14 protein-coding genes are annotated in these 15,616 nt (G+C 73.4%); 5 read left to right on the top strand and 9 right to left on the bottom strand.

All coding sequences use genetic code 11. From position 1 onward, the window contains the following. Positions 1-21: 21 nt before the first annotated feature. The 7 genes from QRN56_RS06600 to QRN56_RS06570 form a co-directional block, all read right to left on the bottom strand. Positions 22-744 carry an aspartate/glutamate racemase family protein gene (locus QRN56_RS06600; protein ID WP_285102007.1) on the bottom strand — a complete coding sequence of 241 codons (723 nt, stop codon included), beginning with the start codon at positions 742-744 and terminating at the stop codon, positions 22-24. Continuing rightward, entirely contained in the window at positions 741-1,949 is a 1,209-nt protein-coding gene (locus QRN56_RS06595; protein ID WP_285102006.1) for an amidohydrolase family protein, read from the bottom strand. Before QRN56_RS06595 ends, QRN56_RS06600 begins: the two co-directional genes overlap by 4 nt. An 80-nt stretch (positions 1,950-2,029) precedes the next feature. Continuing rightward, positions 2,030-3,550 carry an ABC transporter substrate-binding protein gene (locus QRN56_RS06590; RefSeq protein WP_285102005.1) on the bottom strand — a complete coding sequence of 507 codons (1,521 nt, stop codon included), beginning with the start codon at positions 3,548-3,550 and terminating at the stop codon, positions 2,030-2,032. A 62-nt stretch (positions 3,551-3,612) separates the two neighbouring features. Continuing rightward, on the bottom strand, positions 3,613-4,416 hold the full coding sequence (locus tag QRN56_RS06585) for an ATP-binding cassette domain-containing protein (RefSeq protein WP_285102004.1): 804 nt from the start codon (positions 4,414-4,416) through the stop codon (positions 3,613-3,615). Next, positions 4,413-5,429, bottom strand: a complete 1,017-nt coding sequence (locus tag QRN56_RS06580; RefSeq protein WP_285102003.1) for an ABC transporter ATP-binding protein — start codon at positions 5,427-5,429, stop codon at positions 4,413-4,415. The genes QRN56_RS06585 and QRN56_RS06580 overlap by 4 nt, the downstream gene beginning before the upstream one ends. A 7-nt stretch (positions 5,430-5,436) precedes the next feature. Next, positions 5,437-6,318, bottom strand: coding sequence for an ABC transporter permease (locus tag QRN56_RS06575; protein WP_285102002.1), 882 nt, complete (start codon positions 6,316-6,318; stop codon positions 5,437-5,439). Then, complete coding sequence (locus tag QRN56_RS06570) at positions 6,318-7,238, bottom strand: ABC transporter permease (protein WP_285102001.1); 921 nt, start codon at positions 7,236-7,238, stop codon at positions 6,318-6,320. The genes QRN56_RS06575 and QRN56_RS06570 overlap by 1 nt, the downstream gene beginning before the upstream one ends. Positions 7,239-7,514: 276 nt before the next feature. On the opposite strand from QRN56_RS06570, the gene QRN56_RS06565 reads away from it, so the two are divergent. From QRN56_RS06565 to QRN56_RS06545, 5 genes are all read left to right on the top strand, one after another. Beyond that, positions 7,515-8,516: an ornithine cyclodeaminase family protein gene (locus QRN56_RS06565; protein ID WP_285102000.1), complete on the top strand. Its 1,002-nt coding sequence runs from the start codon at positions 7,515-7,517 to the stop codon at positions 8,514-8,516. Between the two features lie 76 nt (positions 8,517-8,592). Beyond that, positions 8,593-9,255, top strand: coding sequence for a GntR family transcriptional regulator (locus QRN56_RS06560; RefSeq protein ID WP_285101999.1), 663 nt, complete (start codon positions 8,593-8,595; stop codon positions 9,253-9,255). 91 nt (positions 9,256-9,346) lie between these two features. Beyond that, on the top strand, positions 9,347-10,369 hold the full coding sequence (locus tag QRN56_RS06555; protein WP_285101998.1) for an ATP-binding cassette domain-containing protein: 1,023 nt from the start codon (positions 9,347-9,349) through the stop codon (positions 10,367-10,369). After that, the gene (locus QRN56_RS06550) at positions 10,366-11,175 is read left to right on the top strand and encodes an ABC transporter permease (protein WP_285101997.1); all 810 of its coding nucleotides are present in this window, start codon (positions 10,366-10,368) and stop codon (positions 11,173-11,175) included. Before QRN56_RS06555 ends, QRN56_RS06550 begins: the two co-directional genes overlap by 4 nt. Positions 11,176-11,308: 133 nt before the next feature. Then, on the top strand, positions 11,309-12,580 hold the full coding sequence (locus tag QRN56_RS06545) for a prolyl oligopeptidase family serine peptidase (RefSeq protein ID WP_285101996.1): 1,272 nt from the start codon (positions 11,309-11,311) through the stop codon (positions 12,578-12,580). 2 nt (positions 12,581-12,582) lie between these two features. Here QRN56_RS06545 and QRN56_RS06540 read toward each other — a convergent pair whose 3' ends face one another. Together QRN56_RS06540 and QRN56_RS06535 are read right to left on the bottom strand one after the other, a co-directional pair. Next, positions 12,583-13,797, bottom strand: a complete 1,215-nt coding sequence (locus tag QRN56_RS06540) for a sensor histidine kinase (protein WP_285101995.1) — start codon at positions 13,795-13,797, stop codon at positions 12,583-12,585. A gap of 60 nt (positions 13,798-13,857) precedes the next feature. Next, positions 13,858-15,507, bottom strand: a complete 1,650-nt coding sequence (locus QRN56_RS06535) for an FAD-dependent oxidoreductase (protein ID WP_285101994.1) — start codon at positions 15,505-15,507, stop codon at positions 13,858-13,860. Between the last annotated feature and the right edge of the window lie 109 nt (positions 15,508-15,616).

Genomic DNA, 15,616 nt, shown 5'->3' with positions numbered 1-15,616 from the left:
CGGGACGGGTTCACCCGGTGGTCAGGCTCCGGGTCGCCGCCCCACCCACGCCTTCGCCGGGTCGGGCCGGCGGTACGGACCCGCCGTGCTCGTCGTCTTGCCGAGCGCGACGAGCGACTCCGCGAGCCGCACCGCGCTGGTCACGCTGTCCAGCACGGGCACGCCGAGACGCCGTTCCAGCTCGACGTCGAGCCCGGCGAAGCCGGCGCAGCCGAGCACCAGGGCGTCGGCGCCCGCCGCGACGAGCCGGGCGCCCGCGGACTCCAGGGCCCGCGCCGTCTCGGCGACGTCGCCGATGTCGAGCACGGCGACGTCGGCCGCGGCCACGCCTGCGCACCGCCCGAGGACTCCGGCGGTGCGCAGCGAGTCCTCGATGCCGGGCACCGCGGTGGCGACCGTCGTCACCACGCCGAACCGGTGGGCGACGAGGCAGGCGAGGAAGGCCGACGCCTCGGTGATGTCGACGACCGGCACGTCGATCGCCTGCCGCAGGCCCTCCCGGCCGTGCTCGCCGTAGCCGGCCATGATCACGGCATCGTACGGGTCCCTGTGGGCGAGCACGGCGTCGAGCACCGCGAGCGCCGTCGCGTAGCTCTCGAAGTAGCCCTCGGCGGAGGCGGGACCCCAGGACGGGGTCAGGCCCACGACGGTGGTGCCGGGCGACGCCGCGCCCGCGGCGACCGCCGCGATCGCCTCGGTCATGGCGCGCGTGGTGTTGCAGTTCACGACCAGGAGCGTGGTCATACGAGCTCGCCGTCGGCGGCCACGACGCGGCCGGCGTGGATCACCGTGCGCCCGGGGAGCCGGTCCATGACCGCCGACGTCGGCGTCTCGCCGCGCAGGATCACCAGCTCCGCCGGGTCGCCGACGGTGATCCCGGGGTGGTGGCCGACGCCGGTGAGCCGCGGCGTCCGCCCGTCGATGACGGACGCCCCGCCCCAGGTGGCGACGGCGAGGCCGAGCTCGATGAGGTCGTCGCGCGACCAGCCCTGCGAGTGGGCGAGCAGCCAGGCGCGCTCCAGCATGTCGGCGTTGCCCCACGGGGACCAGTAGTCGCGCTGGCCGTCCATGCCGAGGCCCACGCGCACGCCCGCGGTGACCATGCGTTCCAGCGGCAGCTCGAGGCGCCCGCCGGGGGCGATCGTGGTGACGGCGACGTCCAGCTCGGCGAGCTCGTCGACCGTCCGTTCGACGCCCGCGAGCCCGGAGCCCAGCGCGAAGGCGTGCGAGACGGTCACACGGCCCTGCATGCCGAGCGCGCGTACGCGCTCGGTGACCAGGCTCATCGAGAAGAGGCCGAGCTCCCCCGGCTCGTGCAGGTGGATGTCCACGCCCTTCTGATGGCGTTCGGCGAGCTCGAACACCGTGTCGAGGTGGCGCCGCGGGTCGCGGTCGATCTCGCAGGGGTCGATGCCGCCCACGAGGTCGCCGCCGGCGCGCAGCGCCTCGTCCATGAGCTCGGGTACGCCCGGTTCGAGGTGGATGCCGACCTGTGGGAACACGACGATCTCGACCGACGCCGACGCGGAGTGGGCCTCGCGCGCGGCGAGCACGCCCTCGAACTTCTCCAGCTTCGAGTCGGCGTCGACCTGGGCGTGCGAGCGCACGCGGGTGGCGCCCAGGGCGATCATGCGGCGCAGCGTCTCGGTGGCCCGGTCGGCCACGGGGGCCTCGGCCGTCCGCCAGTGCGCGCGGTCGTTCATGATCCGGTCCCACCGGGTGGGTCCCGCGCTCAGCGGGCGGAAGGGCAGGCCGAGGCGCGTGGAGTCGAGGTGCACGTGCACGTCGGAGAACGAGGGTACGAGGATGCCGTCGTCGCCCGCGATCTCGGCCGCGCCGACGGCGGCCGTGCCCGCCGGGACGACCTCGCTCACGAGGCCGTCGTCGAGCACGACGTCGGCGGGGGCGCCGCCCCACGGGCGGACGGAACGGATGACGGTGCGGGGCATGGGGTTCCTCCAGGGGGCGGACGAGGGTGGGGGCGGACGGCGGTGGGCGCCGGACGGTCCCGGCACCCACCGTCGTCCGGCTACTCGGCGAAGGTGACGTCCTTGAGCACGTACTCGCCGTCCACGCGGGGCTCCCAGGTGATGTCGGGGCTCACCGCGTAGTCGGCCATCGGGGTGTAGAGCGGGATCAGGTAGGCGTTGTCCCAGTTGACCTGGGAGAGCTCGGCGAACACGGCCTCCCGCTCGGCGCCGTCGACCGTGCGCTGCCGCTCGACCAGCTCGGTGGCCTCCGGCGACCTGGCGTAGTCGTTCTGACCGCCGGCGAAGAAGTTGGTGGCGGGCATGTCGGCGTCCATCGTGGTGGGCGCCCACGTGTTGAGGAACAGGCCCTCCATGTTCACGGTGCCGTAGATCTTGTTCGAGAGGCTCGCCTGGTCCATCCCGATGAGCTCGACCTTGATGCCGACGGCGTCGAGGTAGCCGGCGATCGCCTGCGCCACCTCGGAGCTGAGCGGGATGCGGCCGTCGGTCGCGTACTCGAAGGGGATCGCCTCGCCGTCGTACGAGGACTGCGCGAGCAGCTCCTCGGCGGCCTCGGGGTCGAAGCCGGGCGCCTCGGCGTCCGCCGCGTGGCCGGTGACGTTGGGCGCGACGGGCTGGTCGTTCGCGACGGCACGGCCGCCGAGCGCCTGCGCCACGAGCTCCTCCTTGTCGATCGCGAGCTGGATCGCCCGGCGCACGAGCGGGTCCTCGAGCGCGCCCTTCGTGGAGTTGGTGCCGAGGAAGATCACGCCGTTCGACTCCCGCGACGCGATCTCGGCCCCCGAGCCGTCGACCGCGGAGACCTGGTTGGGCGAGATGAGCGCGACGTCCAGGCTGCCCGCGATGACGCCGTTGAGGCGCGCCTCCTCGTCGGCGACGGTCTGGAAGGTGAGCGTGTCCACCTCCGGGGCGCCGCCCCAGTAGTCGTCGTTGCCCTCCAGCACGTACTCGACGCCGCGCGTCCAGCTCACGTACGTGAACGGCCCGGAGCCCACCGGCGCCTCGACGAAGCCCTCCGGGCCGAGCTCGGTGTAGACGTCCTCGGGCACGATCGACACCGCGGTGGTGATCGACGGCCACGGCGAGAACGGGGAGCTGAGCGTGAACACGACGGTCGTGTCGTCCGTGGCCTCCGCCGACTCGAGCATCCCCATGTAGCCGCGGATGTCGGAGTCGGGCGTGGCCAGCACCTGGTTGTAGCTGAACGCGACGTCCGAGGCCGTGAGGGGTTCGCCGTTGTGGAAGGTGACGTCGTCCCGCAGCGTGAAGGTCCACTCCGTGAAGTCGTCGTTCGGGGTCCATCCGGTCGCCACGGACGGCTCGATCTCGCCGTCGGCGTTGAGCGTGGTGAGCTGGTCGTAGAGGTTGTAGTAATAGTTGAAGCCGGCCAGCGAGCCCTCCACGAGCGGGTCGGGCTGCCGCTCGGGCTCGGTGACGGCGCCGACCGTGAGGTCGTGCGAGACGGCGGTGGTGCCGCTGGCGGCGGAGCAGCCGCCGAGGGCGAGGGCGGCCACGAGGGCGACGCCGGCCGCGGCAGGTCGGGTGAGGTGTCGGAGCATGCTCAGTTCCTTACGGTTCGGGTGCTGCTCGGGAGTGGGTGCTGCTCGGGTGGGAGCGGGTGTCAGGGGCGGGGCGGCGCGCCCGGGCGCAGGTACGGGTCCGGGTGCGGGATCGACGCCAGGAGGGACGCGGTGTACGGGTGCCGCGGCGCGTCGAAGATCTGGTCGCGGTCGCCGGTCTCGACGATGCGGCCCTGCCGCATCACCGCGACCCGGTCGGAGAGGTGGCGCACGACGGCGAGGTCGTGGGCGATGAACAGGTACGACAGGCCGAGCCGCTCCTGCAGGTCCATGAGCAGGTTCACCACCTGTGCCTGCACCGAGACGTCGAGCGCCGAGACCGGCTCGTCGAGCACGAGGATCTCGGGGCGCAGCGCGAGTGCCCGGGCGATGCCGATGCGCTGGCGCTGGCCGCCGGAGAACTGCGCCGGACGGCGCTGCTGCACGTCGGCGTCGAGACCCACCTCGGCCAGCAGCTCCACGACCCGCTCGGGCGCGTACCGCCCCGCGATGCGCAGCGGTTCCGCGACGATGTCGTGCACGCGCATGCGCGGGTCGAGCGACGAGTACGGGTCCTGGAAGACGAGCTGGACGCTGCTGAGCACCTTGCGGCGCGCCGCCGGCGCGAGCCCCTGCATGCGCTGCCCGAGGATCGAGACCGAGCCGGACGCCGGGGTGTTGAGGCCGAACACGGTGCGCACGAGCGTGGACTTGCCGCAGCCCGACTCGCCCACGAGCCCGAGCGTCTCGCCGCGGCCGAGCGTGAGGCTCACGCCGTCGACGGCGTGCACCACGCTGCGGCCGCGCAGGCCGCGCCGGGACGTGAACCGCACGTGCAGGTCGTCGATCTCGAGCACGGCGCTCATGCGGTCACCGCCCGGGCGAACTCGAGCGTGCGGTCGGCGTGGTGGCACGCGGACTCGTGCGTGACGTCCGCCGCCGGCCGCAGCTCGGGGCGCGTGGTGCCGCACAGCTCGGACCGCGCCGGGAGCTCGCAGCGGGTCGCGAACGCGCACCCCGGTGGGCGGCGGGTCGGCGCGGGCGGCGACCCGGGGATGGCGTACGCGCGCGACCCGGCCCGCTCGGCCGACAGCAGGCTGCCGAGCAGCCCGGCGGTGTACGGGTGCCGCGCCTCGTCGAAGACGGTCCACACCGTGCCGCGCTCGACGATCCGGCCGGCGTACATGATGCAGATCTCGTCGGCGACCTGCGCCACGAGGCCCAGGTCGTGCGTGATGAGCACCATCGCGGCGCCCGACGTCGCCCGCGCGTCGGCGAGCACGTCCATGATCTGCGCCTGGATGGTCACGTCGAGCGCCGTGGTGGGCTCGTCGGCGATCAGCAGCGCGGGCCGGTTCGCCATGGCCATCGCGATCACCGCGCGCTGGCGCATGCCGCCGGACCACTGGTGCGGGTAGCTCCGGGCGCGCTCGGCGGGGTCGGGCACGCCCACCTCGGTGAGCAGCTCCTCGACGCGGGCCAGCACCTGGGCACGCGGCGTGCGCGGGTGGTGGGCGCGGACGGCGCGGGCGATCTGCGCGCCGACCCGCTTGACGGGGTTGAGCGCCGTCATCGGGTCCTGGAAGACCATCGCGAGCTCGTTGCCGCGCAGCGCCCGCAGCTCGCGCTCGGGCAGGGTGAGCAGGTCCTGGCCGCGGAACCGCACGGTACCGGAAAGCACCTCGAGCCCCTCGGGCAGCAGGCCGAGCACGGCGGCCATCGTCAGGCTCTTGCCCGAGCCGGACTCGCCGACCAGGCAGAGCACCCGCCCCTCGTGCACGGTGAAGCCGACGCCGTCGACGAGGCGCACCTCGGCGCCGTCGGCGTCGCGGTAGCCGACCGACAGGTCGTCGACGCGCAGCAGCACTGGCGTGGTCATGTGGTCCTCACTTCCGTCGCCGTGCCGAGCGCAGGTCGCGCTCGGCCGTGAATCGCTGGCTGATCAGGTTGGTGCCGATCACGACCAGGAAGATCGCGATGCCGGGCACCACCGAGAGGTACGGCGCCTGCCGGATGTACTTCTGGCCCTCGCTGATGAGCAGGCCCCAGCTCGGCACGGGCGGCTGCACCCCGAGGCCGAGGTAGTCGAACGAGCTCGTGAGCAGCAGCACCGCCCCGATGTCGCTGGAGGCGAGGATGAGCATCTGCACGGCGACGCCCGGGGCGATGTGCCGGCTGATGGTCCAGGTGGCGGAGGCGCCCTGGATGCGCGGGACGAGCACGAAGTCGCGGTCGCGCAGGGTCATGGCCGTGCCGCGCGCGACGCGGGCGTAGCCCACCCAGTAGGTGGCCGCGAGCGTGACGACCATGAGCCACACGCTCGGGCCCACGGCCGCCGACAGCGCGATGAGCACGAGGATCACGGGCATCGCGAGCTGCACGTCGGCCCAGCCCATGAGCACGTTGTCGAGGCGGCCGCCGTGGTAGCCGGCGAGCAGGCCGACGACCATGCCGATGATCGCGTTGACGACCACCACCAGCAGCACGATGCCGAGCGAGACGAGCCCGCCGAGGGCCAGGCGGCTCGCCAGGTCGCGGCCGAGCATGTCGGTGCCGAGCGGGTGGGCGGCGTCGGTCAGCGGCGGCACGAACGCGCGCGACAGGTCCTGCGCGTACGGCGCGTAGAGCGGCAGGAACGGGGTGACCACGCAGAAGAGCACGACGGCGGTCACGAGCGCGACACCCGTCCGCTCCAGCGGGGTGAGGCCGGCGGCCGCGGCGACGACGCGCGCCGCCGGCGGCTTCCTGACCAGGTCGGTGTCGGTCATCAGGCGCGCCTCACTCTCGGGTCGATGAGCGCGCTCGCGGCGTCGACCAGCAGGTTGGACAGGATGAACAGGGCGGCGACCACGATCAGCCCGGACTGCACGACCGGGAAGTCGCGCGAGTAGACGGCGCTGAGCATGAGCTGGCCCATGCCCGGCCAGGCGAACACGTTCTCGACGATCACCAGCCCGCCGAGGAACGAGCCGAGGTTGATGGCGGCGATCGTGAGCACCGGCAGGGACGCGTTGGGCAGCAGCTCGCCCACCACCACGCGGAACCGGTTCTCGCCGCGGGCCACCGCGGTCCGCGCGTAGTCGAGCCGCCCCTGCTCCGACAGCGAGTTGTCGAGCAGCCGGGTGTAGACCACGAACTGCGCGGTGGCGATGGTCAGCGCCGGCATGACGATCGCGAGCGGGTCCCGGTTGCCGAGCGAGGGCAGCCAGCCCAGCGTCACCGAGAACACGAGCACGAGCAGCAGCCCGAAGAAGAAGTCGGGGATGGCCTGCCGTGCCGAGCCGAGGCCGAGGAACGTGGTGCGCAGCGTGCGGCTGCGCGCGAGGTGCGTGGTGATGGTCGCGGCGAACGCCAGCACGAGCCCTAGGGCGAGGCCGATCGCGCCCAGGCTGAGCGACGCGGGCAGCCGCTCCAGCACGAGGTCCATCGACGAGACGCCGGCCTGCCGGTACGAGTCGCCGAAGTCGCCACCGAGGATGCCGCGCAGGTACTCGACGTACTGCACCGGCAGCGGCTGGTCGAAGCCGAGCCGCGTGTTGAGCTCGTCGATCTGCTCCCGGGTCGCGTTCTCGGTCAGCAGCAGCGCCGCGGGGCTGCCGCTCAGGCGGCCGAGCAGGAAGGCCACGGTGACGACCACGAAGATCGTCGCGAGCGCCTGCAGCGTTCGGGTGACGAGAAATCTCGCCATGGAGCACTCACCCCCTTCGAGGTTGTTCGAAGTGATCTGTATACAGATTGGGCTGGATTTGTTTCATCTGCGTATCGGTCGGTTTCGGGTGAGTGAAACCTCCGAAGTGGGCCCGAGGGGCTTGTGACCCCGGAGAATCCCTGGAATTATGCGAGAGTTTCCGGCCCCTCGGCGCGTGGAACAGTGACTGCGGATGCGCGCGAAACGGGTCTGCGCAGAGCACGATCGACCGGGGGTCCGGCCATCTGGGATACAGAAACGAGTTCAGGAGGTCGCATGACCACACGCGTGCTCACGTCGGAGCAAGTGGAAGGACTGGTGGAGCCGGCAGGGCTCCTCGCCTCGCTCGACCAGGCGCACCGCTGGCTCGCGGCCGGGCTGGCGGCCCAGCCCGCCCCCCACGCCTTCCGGGCACCGGGCGACCGCACCGCGGACGGGCCGGCGGTCGTCCCCATGACCTCGTTCGCCCCGGAGCTCGGGCTGTTCGCGGTGAAGGTGCTCGCCGACCGACCCCGCGACCGGGCCGCGGGACTGCCCGCGCAGCGCTCCACCATCTCGGTCTACTCGGCCGAGACGGGCGAGTGCGTCGGCCTCCTCGACGGGCGCGCCGTCACCCGGCTGCGCACCGCCGCCGTGACCGCGCTCGCCTCCCGCGCGCTGGCCCGTCCCGGCGCGCGCACCGTCGCCCTGCTCGGGGCGGGCGCGCTCGCCCGCGAGCACGCACTGGCGCTCGCCCACGTGCTCGACCTCGACGAGGTGCGCGTGTGGTCCCGCTCGGGGGTCCGGGGCGGCGAGCTCGCCGACTCCCTCAAGGCGGCAGGCCTGCCCGCGGTCCCGACCGCCGACGCGCGCGCCGCCGTCGACGGGGCCGACGTCGTCTGCACTCTCACCCCGGCCGAGACCCCGATCCTGCGGGCGGACTGGCTCTCCCCCGGCACGCACGTCAACGCCGTCGGCTCGCCGCCCCGGCCCGAGTTCTCGGAGGTGCCGCCCGAGGTCTTCGCCCGCGCCGCCGTCACCGTCGTCGACGCGCGGGCCGTGGCGCTCGCCGACTCGGGCAACGTCCGCAACGCGATCGTGGCGGGCGCGCTGCGGGAGGCCGACCTCGTGGAGCTCGGCGAGGTGCTGGTCGGCCACGCCCCGGGACGCACGGAGGCGGCCGACCTCACGGTGTTCAACTCCGTCGGGCTCGGGCTGCAGGACCTCGCCGCCGCCGACCACGTGCTGCGTCGGGCGGCGGACGCGGAGGCTGGGACGATGGTGCGCACGCGGGCATGAGCCGGGCACGCCCGGCCGGCACGGCAGCCCGTCCACCCCGCAGTCCTTACCCCGCAGTCCCTGAGGAGCCGCCCCCATGACCGAACCGCAGCCCGGACTCGGCGAGCCGCTGTCGGCGCAGATGTACCAGACCCTGCGCCGCGGCATCATCCTGGGCGACTACCCGCAGGGGTCGGCGCTCAAGGAGGCCCGCCTCGCCGACGAGCTCGACGTGTCGCGCATCCCCATCCGCGCGGCGATCCCGCACCTGGAGAACGAGGGCTTCCTGACGACGGCGCCGCGGCGCAGCGCCCGCGTCACGACCTGGACGGGGCGCGCCGTCAACGAGCTGTTCGACGTGCGCCTCTCGATCGAGTCGCTGGCCGCCCGCCAGGCGGCCACCGCGGTGCGTGAGGGCGCGAGCACGGCCTCGCTCACCGCGTCCCTCGACCTCGCGCACGCCGCCGTGGCGAGCGGCGACCGCCTGGAGATCGCCGAGGCGCACACGACCTACCACGAACGGGTCGTGGAGCTGGCCGGCAACGAGCTGCTCGCCTCGATCATGCGCGGCGTGCTGGGCCGCATGACGTGGCTGTTCTACCTCACCGCGGAGCGGGACCCCGCCGGGCAGTCGCACGAGCACGACGAGCTGCTGGAGGTCATCGCGTCCGGCAACGACCGGCTCGCCGAGTCGATCGCGTTCGCGCACATCGAGAAGGGGCGGGCGCCGTCGCTGGGCATCCTGCTGCGCGACGGGTGAGGCCCGTCCGGCCGGCGCTCGTTCGGGGACCGCCGAACCGGATTGAGAGTCGGGCCGCGCGGTGCGACAGTGGCAACGAGGAGGGGATCGTATGACCGACTCGCTCGCCGTCGAGGCACGAGGCCTCGTCAAGCACTTCACCAGCCGCAGGTCCGTCACCAAGGCCGTCGACGGGATCGACCTCTCGATCGCCGAGGGCAGCGTCTTCGGCCTGCTGGGCCCCAACGGCGCGGGCAAGACCACCGTGGTCCGGATGCTCGCCACCCTGCTGCGGCCCGACGCCGGCACCGCGACCGTGCTGGGCCACGACGTGGTGCGGGACGCCGACGCCGTGCGCTCCGCCGTCGGGCTGACCGGGCAGTACGCCTCCGTGGACGAGGACCTGACCGGCACCGAGAACCTGCTGATGCTCGCCCGGCTCTACGGCTTCGCCCCCGCCGCCGCCCGGCGGCGCGTCCAGGGCCTGCTGGAGGCGTTCGACCTGGACGACGCCGGGTCCCGGCAGGTCAAGACCTACTCCGGCGGCATGCACCGCCGCATCGACCTCGCCGCCTCGCTCGTGCTCGCCCCGCGCGTGCTGTTCCTGGACGAGCCGACCACCGGCCTGGACCCGCGCAGCCGCAACCAGGTGTGGGACATCGTGCGGGTGCTCGTGGACGACGGCGCCACCGTGCTGCTCACCACCCAGTACCTCGACGAGGCGGACCAGCTCGCGGACCGCATCGCCGTCGTCGACCACGGGCGCACCGTCGCCGAGGGCACCGCGAGCGACCTCAAGCGGTCGGTCGGCGAGGGCGCCGTGCACCTGCGGGTGGCCGAGGTGTCCGAACGTGCCCGGGCCGCCGAGATCACCGAGCGGGTCCTGCGCACCGAGGTCACCTTCGGCTCCGACCCGCACACGATCGCCGCGCGCGTGCCGGACGACGGCGCCGACGCCGTACCCCGGCTGCTGCCGGCGCTGGCCGAGGCCGGGATCAGCGTGCCCGAGTTCACGCTCGGCCAGCCGAGCCTCGACGAGGTGTTCCTCGCCCTGACCGGCCAGCCCCTGCCCGACGAGGACGCGGCCGCCGAACGGGACGCCGGCGCCCGGGAGACCACCGAGGTGCCGCGATGACCACGACGACCCTGCGCGACGCCGTCGCCCTCACCGAACGCCCCAGCCGGCCGTCCGCGCTCGGGACCACGCTGACGTTCGGCTGGCGCGCGCTGCTGAAGATCAAGCACGTGCCCGAGCAGCTCTTCGACGTGCTGGTCTCCCCCATCATCTTCACGCTGATGTTCACGTACCTGTTCGGCGGGGCGCTGGCCGGCTCCACGCAGGCGTACGTCCAGTTCCTGCTGCCCGGCATCCTGGTGCAGACCATCCTGTTCGTGACGATCTACACCGGCTACACCCTCAACAACGACATCTCCAAGGGCGTGTTCGACCGGTTCCGTTCCCTGCCCATCTGGCGGCCGTCGCCCGTCGTCGGCGCCCTGCTGGGCGACACCGTGCGCTACACGATCGCCTCGGTCATCACGATCGCGCTGGGCCTGGTGCTCGGCTTCCGGCCCGACGGCGGGTTCCTGGGCGTGGTGCTCGGGGTGCTGCTCCTGCTGGTGTTCGCGTTCGCGCTGAGCTGGACCTTCATCATCCTCGGGCTGCTGGTGCGCTCGCCCAACGCCGTGATGGGCATCTCGATGCTGGTGCTCATGCCGCTCACGTTCGCCTCCAACGTCTTCGTGGACCCCGCCACCATGCCGTCCGGCCTGCGCGCGTTCGTCGAGGTCAACCCCGTCAGCCACCTGGTCACCGCGGTGCGCGGCCTCATGGCGGGCAGCGCGGACACCTCCGAGATCCTCTGGGTGCTGATCGCGTCCGCCGCGCTCACGGCGGTGCTGGGCCCGATCGCGATGCACATCTACCGCACCAAGTCCTGACCGCACCGGTCACGGGCTGCCTCGGCGGCGACTCGTTGACGTGCGTCGACACCGGTAACTACCCTCCGGGGTGGCCGGTGGTGTGCTCCACGGCGACTGCCGGCTCCTTGGCCCCGAACAAAGGAGTTCCGCCATGAGCACCCCGATCTCCCGCCGCACCGTGCTCGTCTCCGGCGCCGCCGTCGGCGCCTCGGCCCTGCTGGGCGCACCCGCCGCGGCCGCGAGCGCCCCGGTCTCCACGGGGCGCGGGCGCACGGACGCCGTGGTGACGCCCGTCGCCGAGGTGCTCGACGGCGGTGAGCAGGTGACCTCGCTCGTCGTGTCCTCCCACAGGCTGAGCCGTGTGGAGCGGTCGTCGCTGACCGGGTCGACGTTCACCGTGCACGTCACCGCCACCAACCCGCTCACCGGGCAGGTCGCCTACGAGCAGGACCGGGCGGTCACCGCCGCGGGCTGGACGCGCCGCGGCGAGATCCTCCTGGAGCTGGAGCACGGGTGGGGGGTCGACGGCGGCAGCACGCTGCAGTACCTGGGCGCCTTCGGCCGCAACGTGGTGCTGGACCTCGACCACGCCGTCACGCAGGTCGAGCCGTTGCGCGCTCGGGGCGGGGGCGGCGCTGTCGTGCTGGACTCGTTCCGCCAGGACCGGCTGTCCGACCCCGAGGTCGACGCGTTCAGCTACCACGCGACCGCCTCGGGCCTGAACTACCGGCTGTTCTCCCCGTCGCGCCGGCGCGGTCGGGACCGCACGGCACTCGTCGTGTGGCTGCACGGCGGCGGCGAGGGCGGCCTGATCAACGACCAGTACCACTACTACGACAACGAGACGCAGCTGCGAGCCAACCGGGGCGCCCTCGGTTTCGCCACGCCGGAGGCCCAGGACCTCTTCGGCGGCGCCTACGTGCTCGCCCCGCAGGCGACGTCGGCCTGGATGCAGGATGGCGACGGCTTCGCGCCGCTCGTCCTGGAGGCGATCGAGGAGGTCGCCGCGGCGTACCGGATCGATGCGAGCCGGGTCCACGTGGTCGGCTGTTCGAACGGCGGGTACATGTCGCTGAAGATGGTCGCCGAGTACGCGGACGTGTTCGCCACCTCGTCGCCGATCTGCTGCGGCATCGGCCCCCGGGACGGCTCGGGCGCCTACTTCATCTCCGACGCCGAGCTCGCCGCGACGACCACGCCGACGTGGCTCGTGGCCTCGGCCGACGACACCACGCTGGACGCCCGGGCGAACACCGTCTACGCCCACGAGCGGATCGACGGCTCGATCATGAGCCTGTACGACTCGGTCACGTGGGACGGGAACACCTACCCCGGGCACTGGTCGTGGATCTACGTGGCCCGGAACGACCCGCGCCACGACGGCACGAGCATCTGGGAGTGGATGGCGTCCACGCGGCGCTGAGCCTAGCCGCCGTCGTGCGGCACGGTGACGACCACCGTGAAGGTCTCGTCCCCGCGCCGCACGTCGAGGTGGCCGCCCGCCTCCGCCGCCCGGCGCGCGATCCCCTCCAGCCCCGCGCCGCTCGTGTCCTCGGCGACGGCGACGGCGGCCACGTCGTTCGAGATCTCGTAGCGCCACACCCCGTCCGCCCGCGTGAGGCTGAGCCGGGCCCGGCGCCCGCCGCCGTGGCGCAGCACGTTCGTCGTCGTCTCCCGGATCACCGGCCCCAGGGCCGTGGCCGGGGCCGACGACGCGTCCGGGTCCACCGTCGCCGCGGCGTCCGTGCCCGCGGCCCGCAGCAGGTCCACGGCGTTGGCGAGCTCGTCGGGCAGCGGGACGGAGCGGAAGCGGGTGGCGAGGTCGCGCGTGCCCTGCCGGGCGGCGTCCACGCTGACGCGCGCGGCGCGCAGCTGCTCCGTGCCCGCCTCGGGATCGTGCGGCATGAGCCGCTCGGAGAGCTCGAGCTGGAGCGCGATCACCTGGAGGTGGTGCCCCTGCAGGTCGTGCACGTCCGTGGCGACCCGCAGGCGCTCCTGCGTCGCCGCGAGGCGCGCCTCCGAGGCGCGGGCGCGGTCGAGCGCGACCAGCACGTCCCACCACCACAGCGACGAGACGGTGATGGCCGGCAGCGTCGCGGACAGGAAGACCATCCGGGCCCAGCCCGCGCCACCGGTCTCCTCGAGGACGAGCGCGGAGTCGATCAGGGACAGGGCCACGAGCAGGGCGGTCGCGGCCAGCACCACGCGGAACCGCACGCCCGGCGGCCAGTTCAGCAGCATCGCCGCCTGGATCACGGGCAGGGCACCCAGCACCCACAGGTCGGTGACGAGGCCGGCCGCGAGCCCGTAGGCCAGGCCGATCAGCAGCGCCGGGCCGTGACGGCGCCAGACCAGCAGCGGCGCCGCCTCCGTCCTGCGGCGGTAGTCGGCCAGCGGCACCAGCGTGGCCAGCCACCACAGCAGCCCGCCGGCCCCGACGACGGCGACCTCGAGGGCGCCCACCCCGCCCCGGACGAGGGTGTCCACCGAGACGACGACGAGGACCAGCTCGAAGACCACGATCGCGATGGCCATGTACCACCACGTCGCGGAGACGCTCCGGGTGAGCCGCACCGCACTGCGGGCGTCTGCGGCCGCGGCACCCGCCGACGCGGCCGCGTACTCGGGCTGGATGCTCATCCGCCCAGGCTACGGGCATGACACATGTCATGGACCGGGCGTGCGAGGGCCCCGTCGGGATCAGGCGACGGGCGCTCCCAGCACCTGGTGCACCGAGGCGACCGCGCTGGATCCCTCGCCGACCGCGGCGGCCACGCGCTTCATCGAGCCCCGGCGTACGTCGCCGACCGCGAAGACCCGCGGCACGGAGGTCTCGAACGGGAGCGGGCCGCGACCGAGCGGCCGCCACTGCGCCAGCGCCTCCGGCGTGACGTCGGCCCCGGTGCGGATGAAACCGGCCTGGTCCCGGTCGAGCGCCGGGAGCCACGACGTCGCGGGCTCGGCGCCGATGAAGCAGAACAGGCCCCGCGCCTCGACCTGGCCGGCGGTGTCGATCGCGACGGACTCCAGGTGCCCGTTGCCGTCCAGCCCCACGATGTTCGACTCGCGGTGGACCTGGATGCGCGGGTCCTCGACGAGCCGGTCGACCAGGTAGGAGGACATCCGGGCGCCCAGGTCGCTGCCGCGCACCACGAGGTGCACCGGGCAGCCGTTCGCCGCGAGGTACAGGGCGGCCTGGCCCGCGGAGTTGGCCCCGCCCACGACCACCACGGGCGACTCGGTGACCTGCTTGAGCTCCAGCGGGGTGGCCGCGTAGTGGATGCCGGCGCCCTCGAAGTCCGCCCAGCGCTCCAGGCGCAGTCGTCGGTAGGCCGCACCCGACGCGACGATCGCGGCGCGTGCCCGGATGACCCGGCCGTCGGTGAGCGTCACCGCGAGCTCGTCACCGGCCGGGGCGAGCGCGGCGGTCTCGCACGGGGCGCAGACGCGCACCCCGAACTTGATGGCCTGCAGTGTCGCCTGCCCGATGAGGGCGCCCCCGCTGACCCCGAAGGGGAAGCCGAGGAAGTTCTCGATGCGGGAGGTCGACGCGGCCTGCCCGCCGGGGGCGATCGCCTCGAGCAGCAGCGTGCTCAGCCCCTCCGACGCGGCGTAGATCGACGCCGCGAGACCGGCGGGGCCGCCGCCGATCACCACGAGGTCCACGACGTCCTCGTCGGTGGCCTCGTAGCTCAGCCCCAGCTGCTCGGCGATGACCCCGGGCGTCGCCCGCACGATCGGCTCACCCTGGACGAAGGCGATGGGCAGGTCGTCGACGGCGTAGTCGTGCAGCGGGTGCGTCAGGGCGCTGTCCGGGTCGAGGGGAACGGCAGTGTGGACCAGGTCGAGGCGTTCGGCGAAGCGGCGCAGCGCGAGGAACTCCCCCGAGGCCTCCAGCCCGACGAACTTGAGGGTCAGCGCGGCCGGGCCGCGCCGGAGCAGCTCCCGCCGGGCCCACAGGGCGTGCAGCACGGCGTCGCCGAGCTCGTCCTCCTGGGCCAGGATGCGGCGCAGGTCGGGGCGCGCGAGGAACCAGACGCGCCCCGGCACGGTCGCCCGGGCCGAGAGGAACGCGCTCTGGCCGTTGAGCAGCCCCAGCTCACCGGCGAACGACCGGGGCCCCATGGTGGCGACGACCTCCTCGCCGACCCAGCGCAGGGCGTCGCGCACCACCTCGATCTCGCCCGACTCGACCAGGACCATCGGGTAGTCGCGCTCGCCGGACCGGAAGACGTAGTCCCCGCGCGCGACGTCGCGCGGCGTGGCGTGGGCGATGAGCTTCTCCCACTGGGCGTCGGTGAGCCGCAGGTCGAGGGCCGGGTCGGTGAACTGCTGGTCGGTCGTCGTCATCTCAGCCTTCCTCCGCGGGCCCTCGACCCCGCGCCCGGAGCTCGCGCGCGGGTACCAGGAGGGTCCGATGGGCAGGGGGCCATGATATCGCCGGCCCCCGCGCCCGGTG

The organism is Promicromonospora sp. MEB111, from assembly GCF_030209445.1.
Classification (GTDB): Bacteria; Actinomycetota; Actinomycetes; order Actinomycetales; family Cellulomonadaceae; genus Promicromonospora.
This window is presented reverse-complemented; position numbering and strand designations above follow the sequence as displayed.

Excerpts from the sequence above, each read along its gene's own strand:
- QRN56_RS06535 (WP_285101994.1), bottom strand. The coding sequence starts at position 15,507 with ATGACGACGACCGACCAGCAGTTCACCGACCCGGCCCTCGACCTGCGG.
- QRN56_RS06565 (WP_285102000.1), top strand. The coding sequence starts at position 7,515 with ATGACCACACGCGTGCTCACGTCGGAGCAAGTGGAAGGACTGGTGGAG.
- QRN56_RS06575 (WP_285102002.1), bottom strand. The coding sequence starts at position 6,318 with ATGACCGACACCGACCTGGTCAGGAAGCCGCCGGCGGCGCGCGTCGTC.
- QRN56_RS06595 (WP_285102006.1), bottom strand. The coding sequence starts at position 1,949 with ATGCCCCGCACCGTCATCCGTTCCGTCCGCCCGTGGGGCGGCGCCCCC.
- QRN56_RS06550 (WP_285101997.1), top strand. The coding sequence starts at position 10,366 with ATGACCACGACGACCCTGCGCGACGCCGTCGCCCTCACCGAACGCCCC.
- QRN56_RS06590 (WP_285102005.1), bottom strand. The coding sequence starts at position 3,550 with ATGCTCCGACACCTCACCCGACCTGCCGCGGCCGGCGTCGCCCTCGTG.
- QRN56_RS06545 (WP_285101996.1), top strand. The coding sequence starts at position 11,309 with ATGAGCACCCCGATCTCCCGCCGCACCGTGCTCGTCTCCGGCGCCGCC.
- QRN56_RS06580 (WP_285102003.1), bottom strand. The coding sequence starts at position 5,429 with ATGACCACGCCAGTGCTGCTGCGCGTCGACGACCTGTCGGTCGGCTAC.
- QRN56_RS06555 (WP_285101998.1), top strand. The coding sequence starts at position 9,347 with ATGACCGACTCGCTCGCCGTCGAGGCACGAGGCCTCGTCAAGCACTTC.
- QRN56_RS06570 (WP_285102001.1), bottom strand. The coding sequence starts at position 7,238 with ATGGCGAGATTTCTCGTCACCCGAACGCTGCAGGCGCTCGCGACGATC.
- QRN56_RS06600 (WP_285102007.1), bottom strand. The coding sequence starts at position 744 with ATGACCACGCTCCTGGTCGTGAACTGCAACACCACGCGCGCCATGACC.
- QRN56_RS06585 (WP_285102004.1), bottom strand. The coding sequence starts at position 4,416 with ATGAGCGCCGTGCTCGAGATCGACGACCTGCACGTGCGGTTCACGTCC.
- QRN56_RS06540 (WP_285101995.1), bottom strand. The coding sequence starts at position 13,797 with ATGAGCATCCAGCCCGAGTACGCGGCCGCGTCGGCGGGTGCCGCGGCC.
- QRN56_RS06560 (WP_285101999.1), top strand. The coding sequence starts at position 8,593 with ATGACCGAACCGCAGCCCGGACTCGGCGAGCCGCTGTCGGCGCAGATG.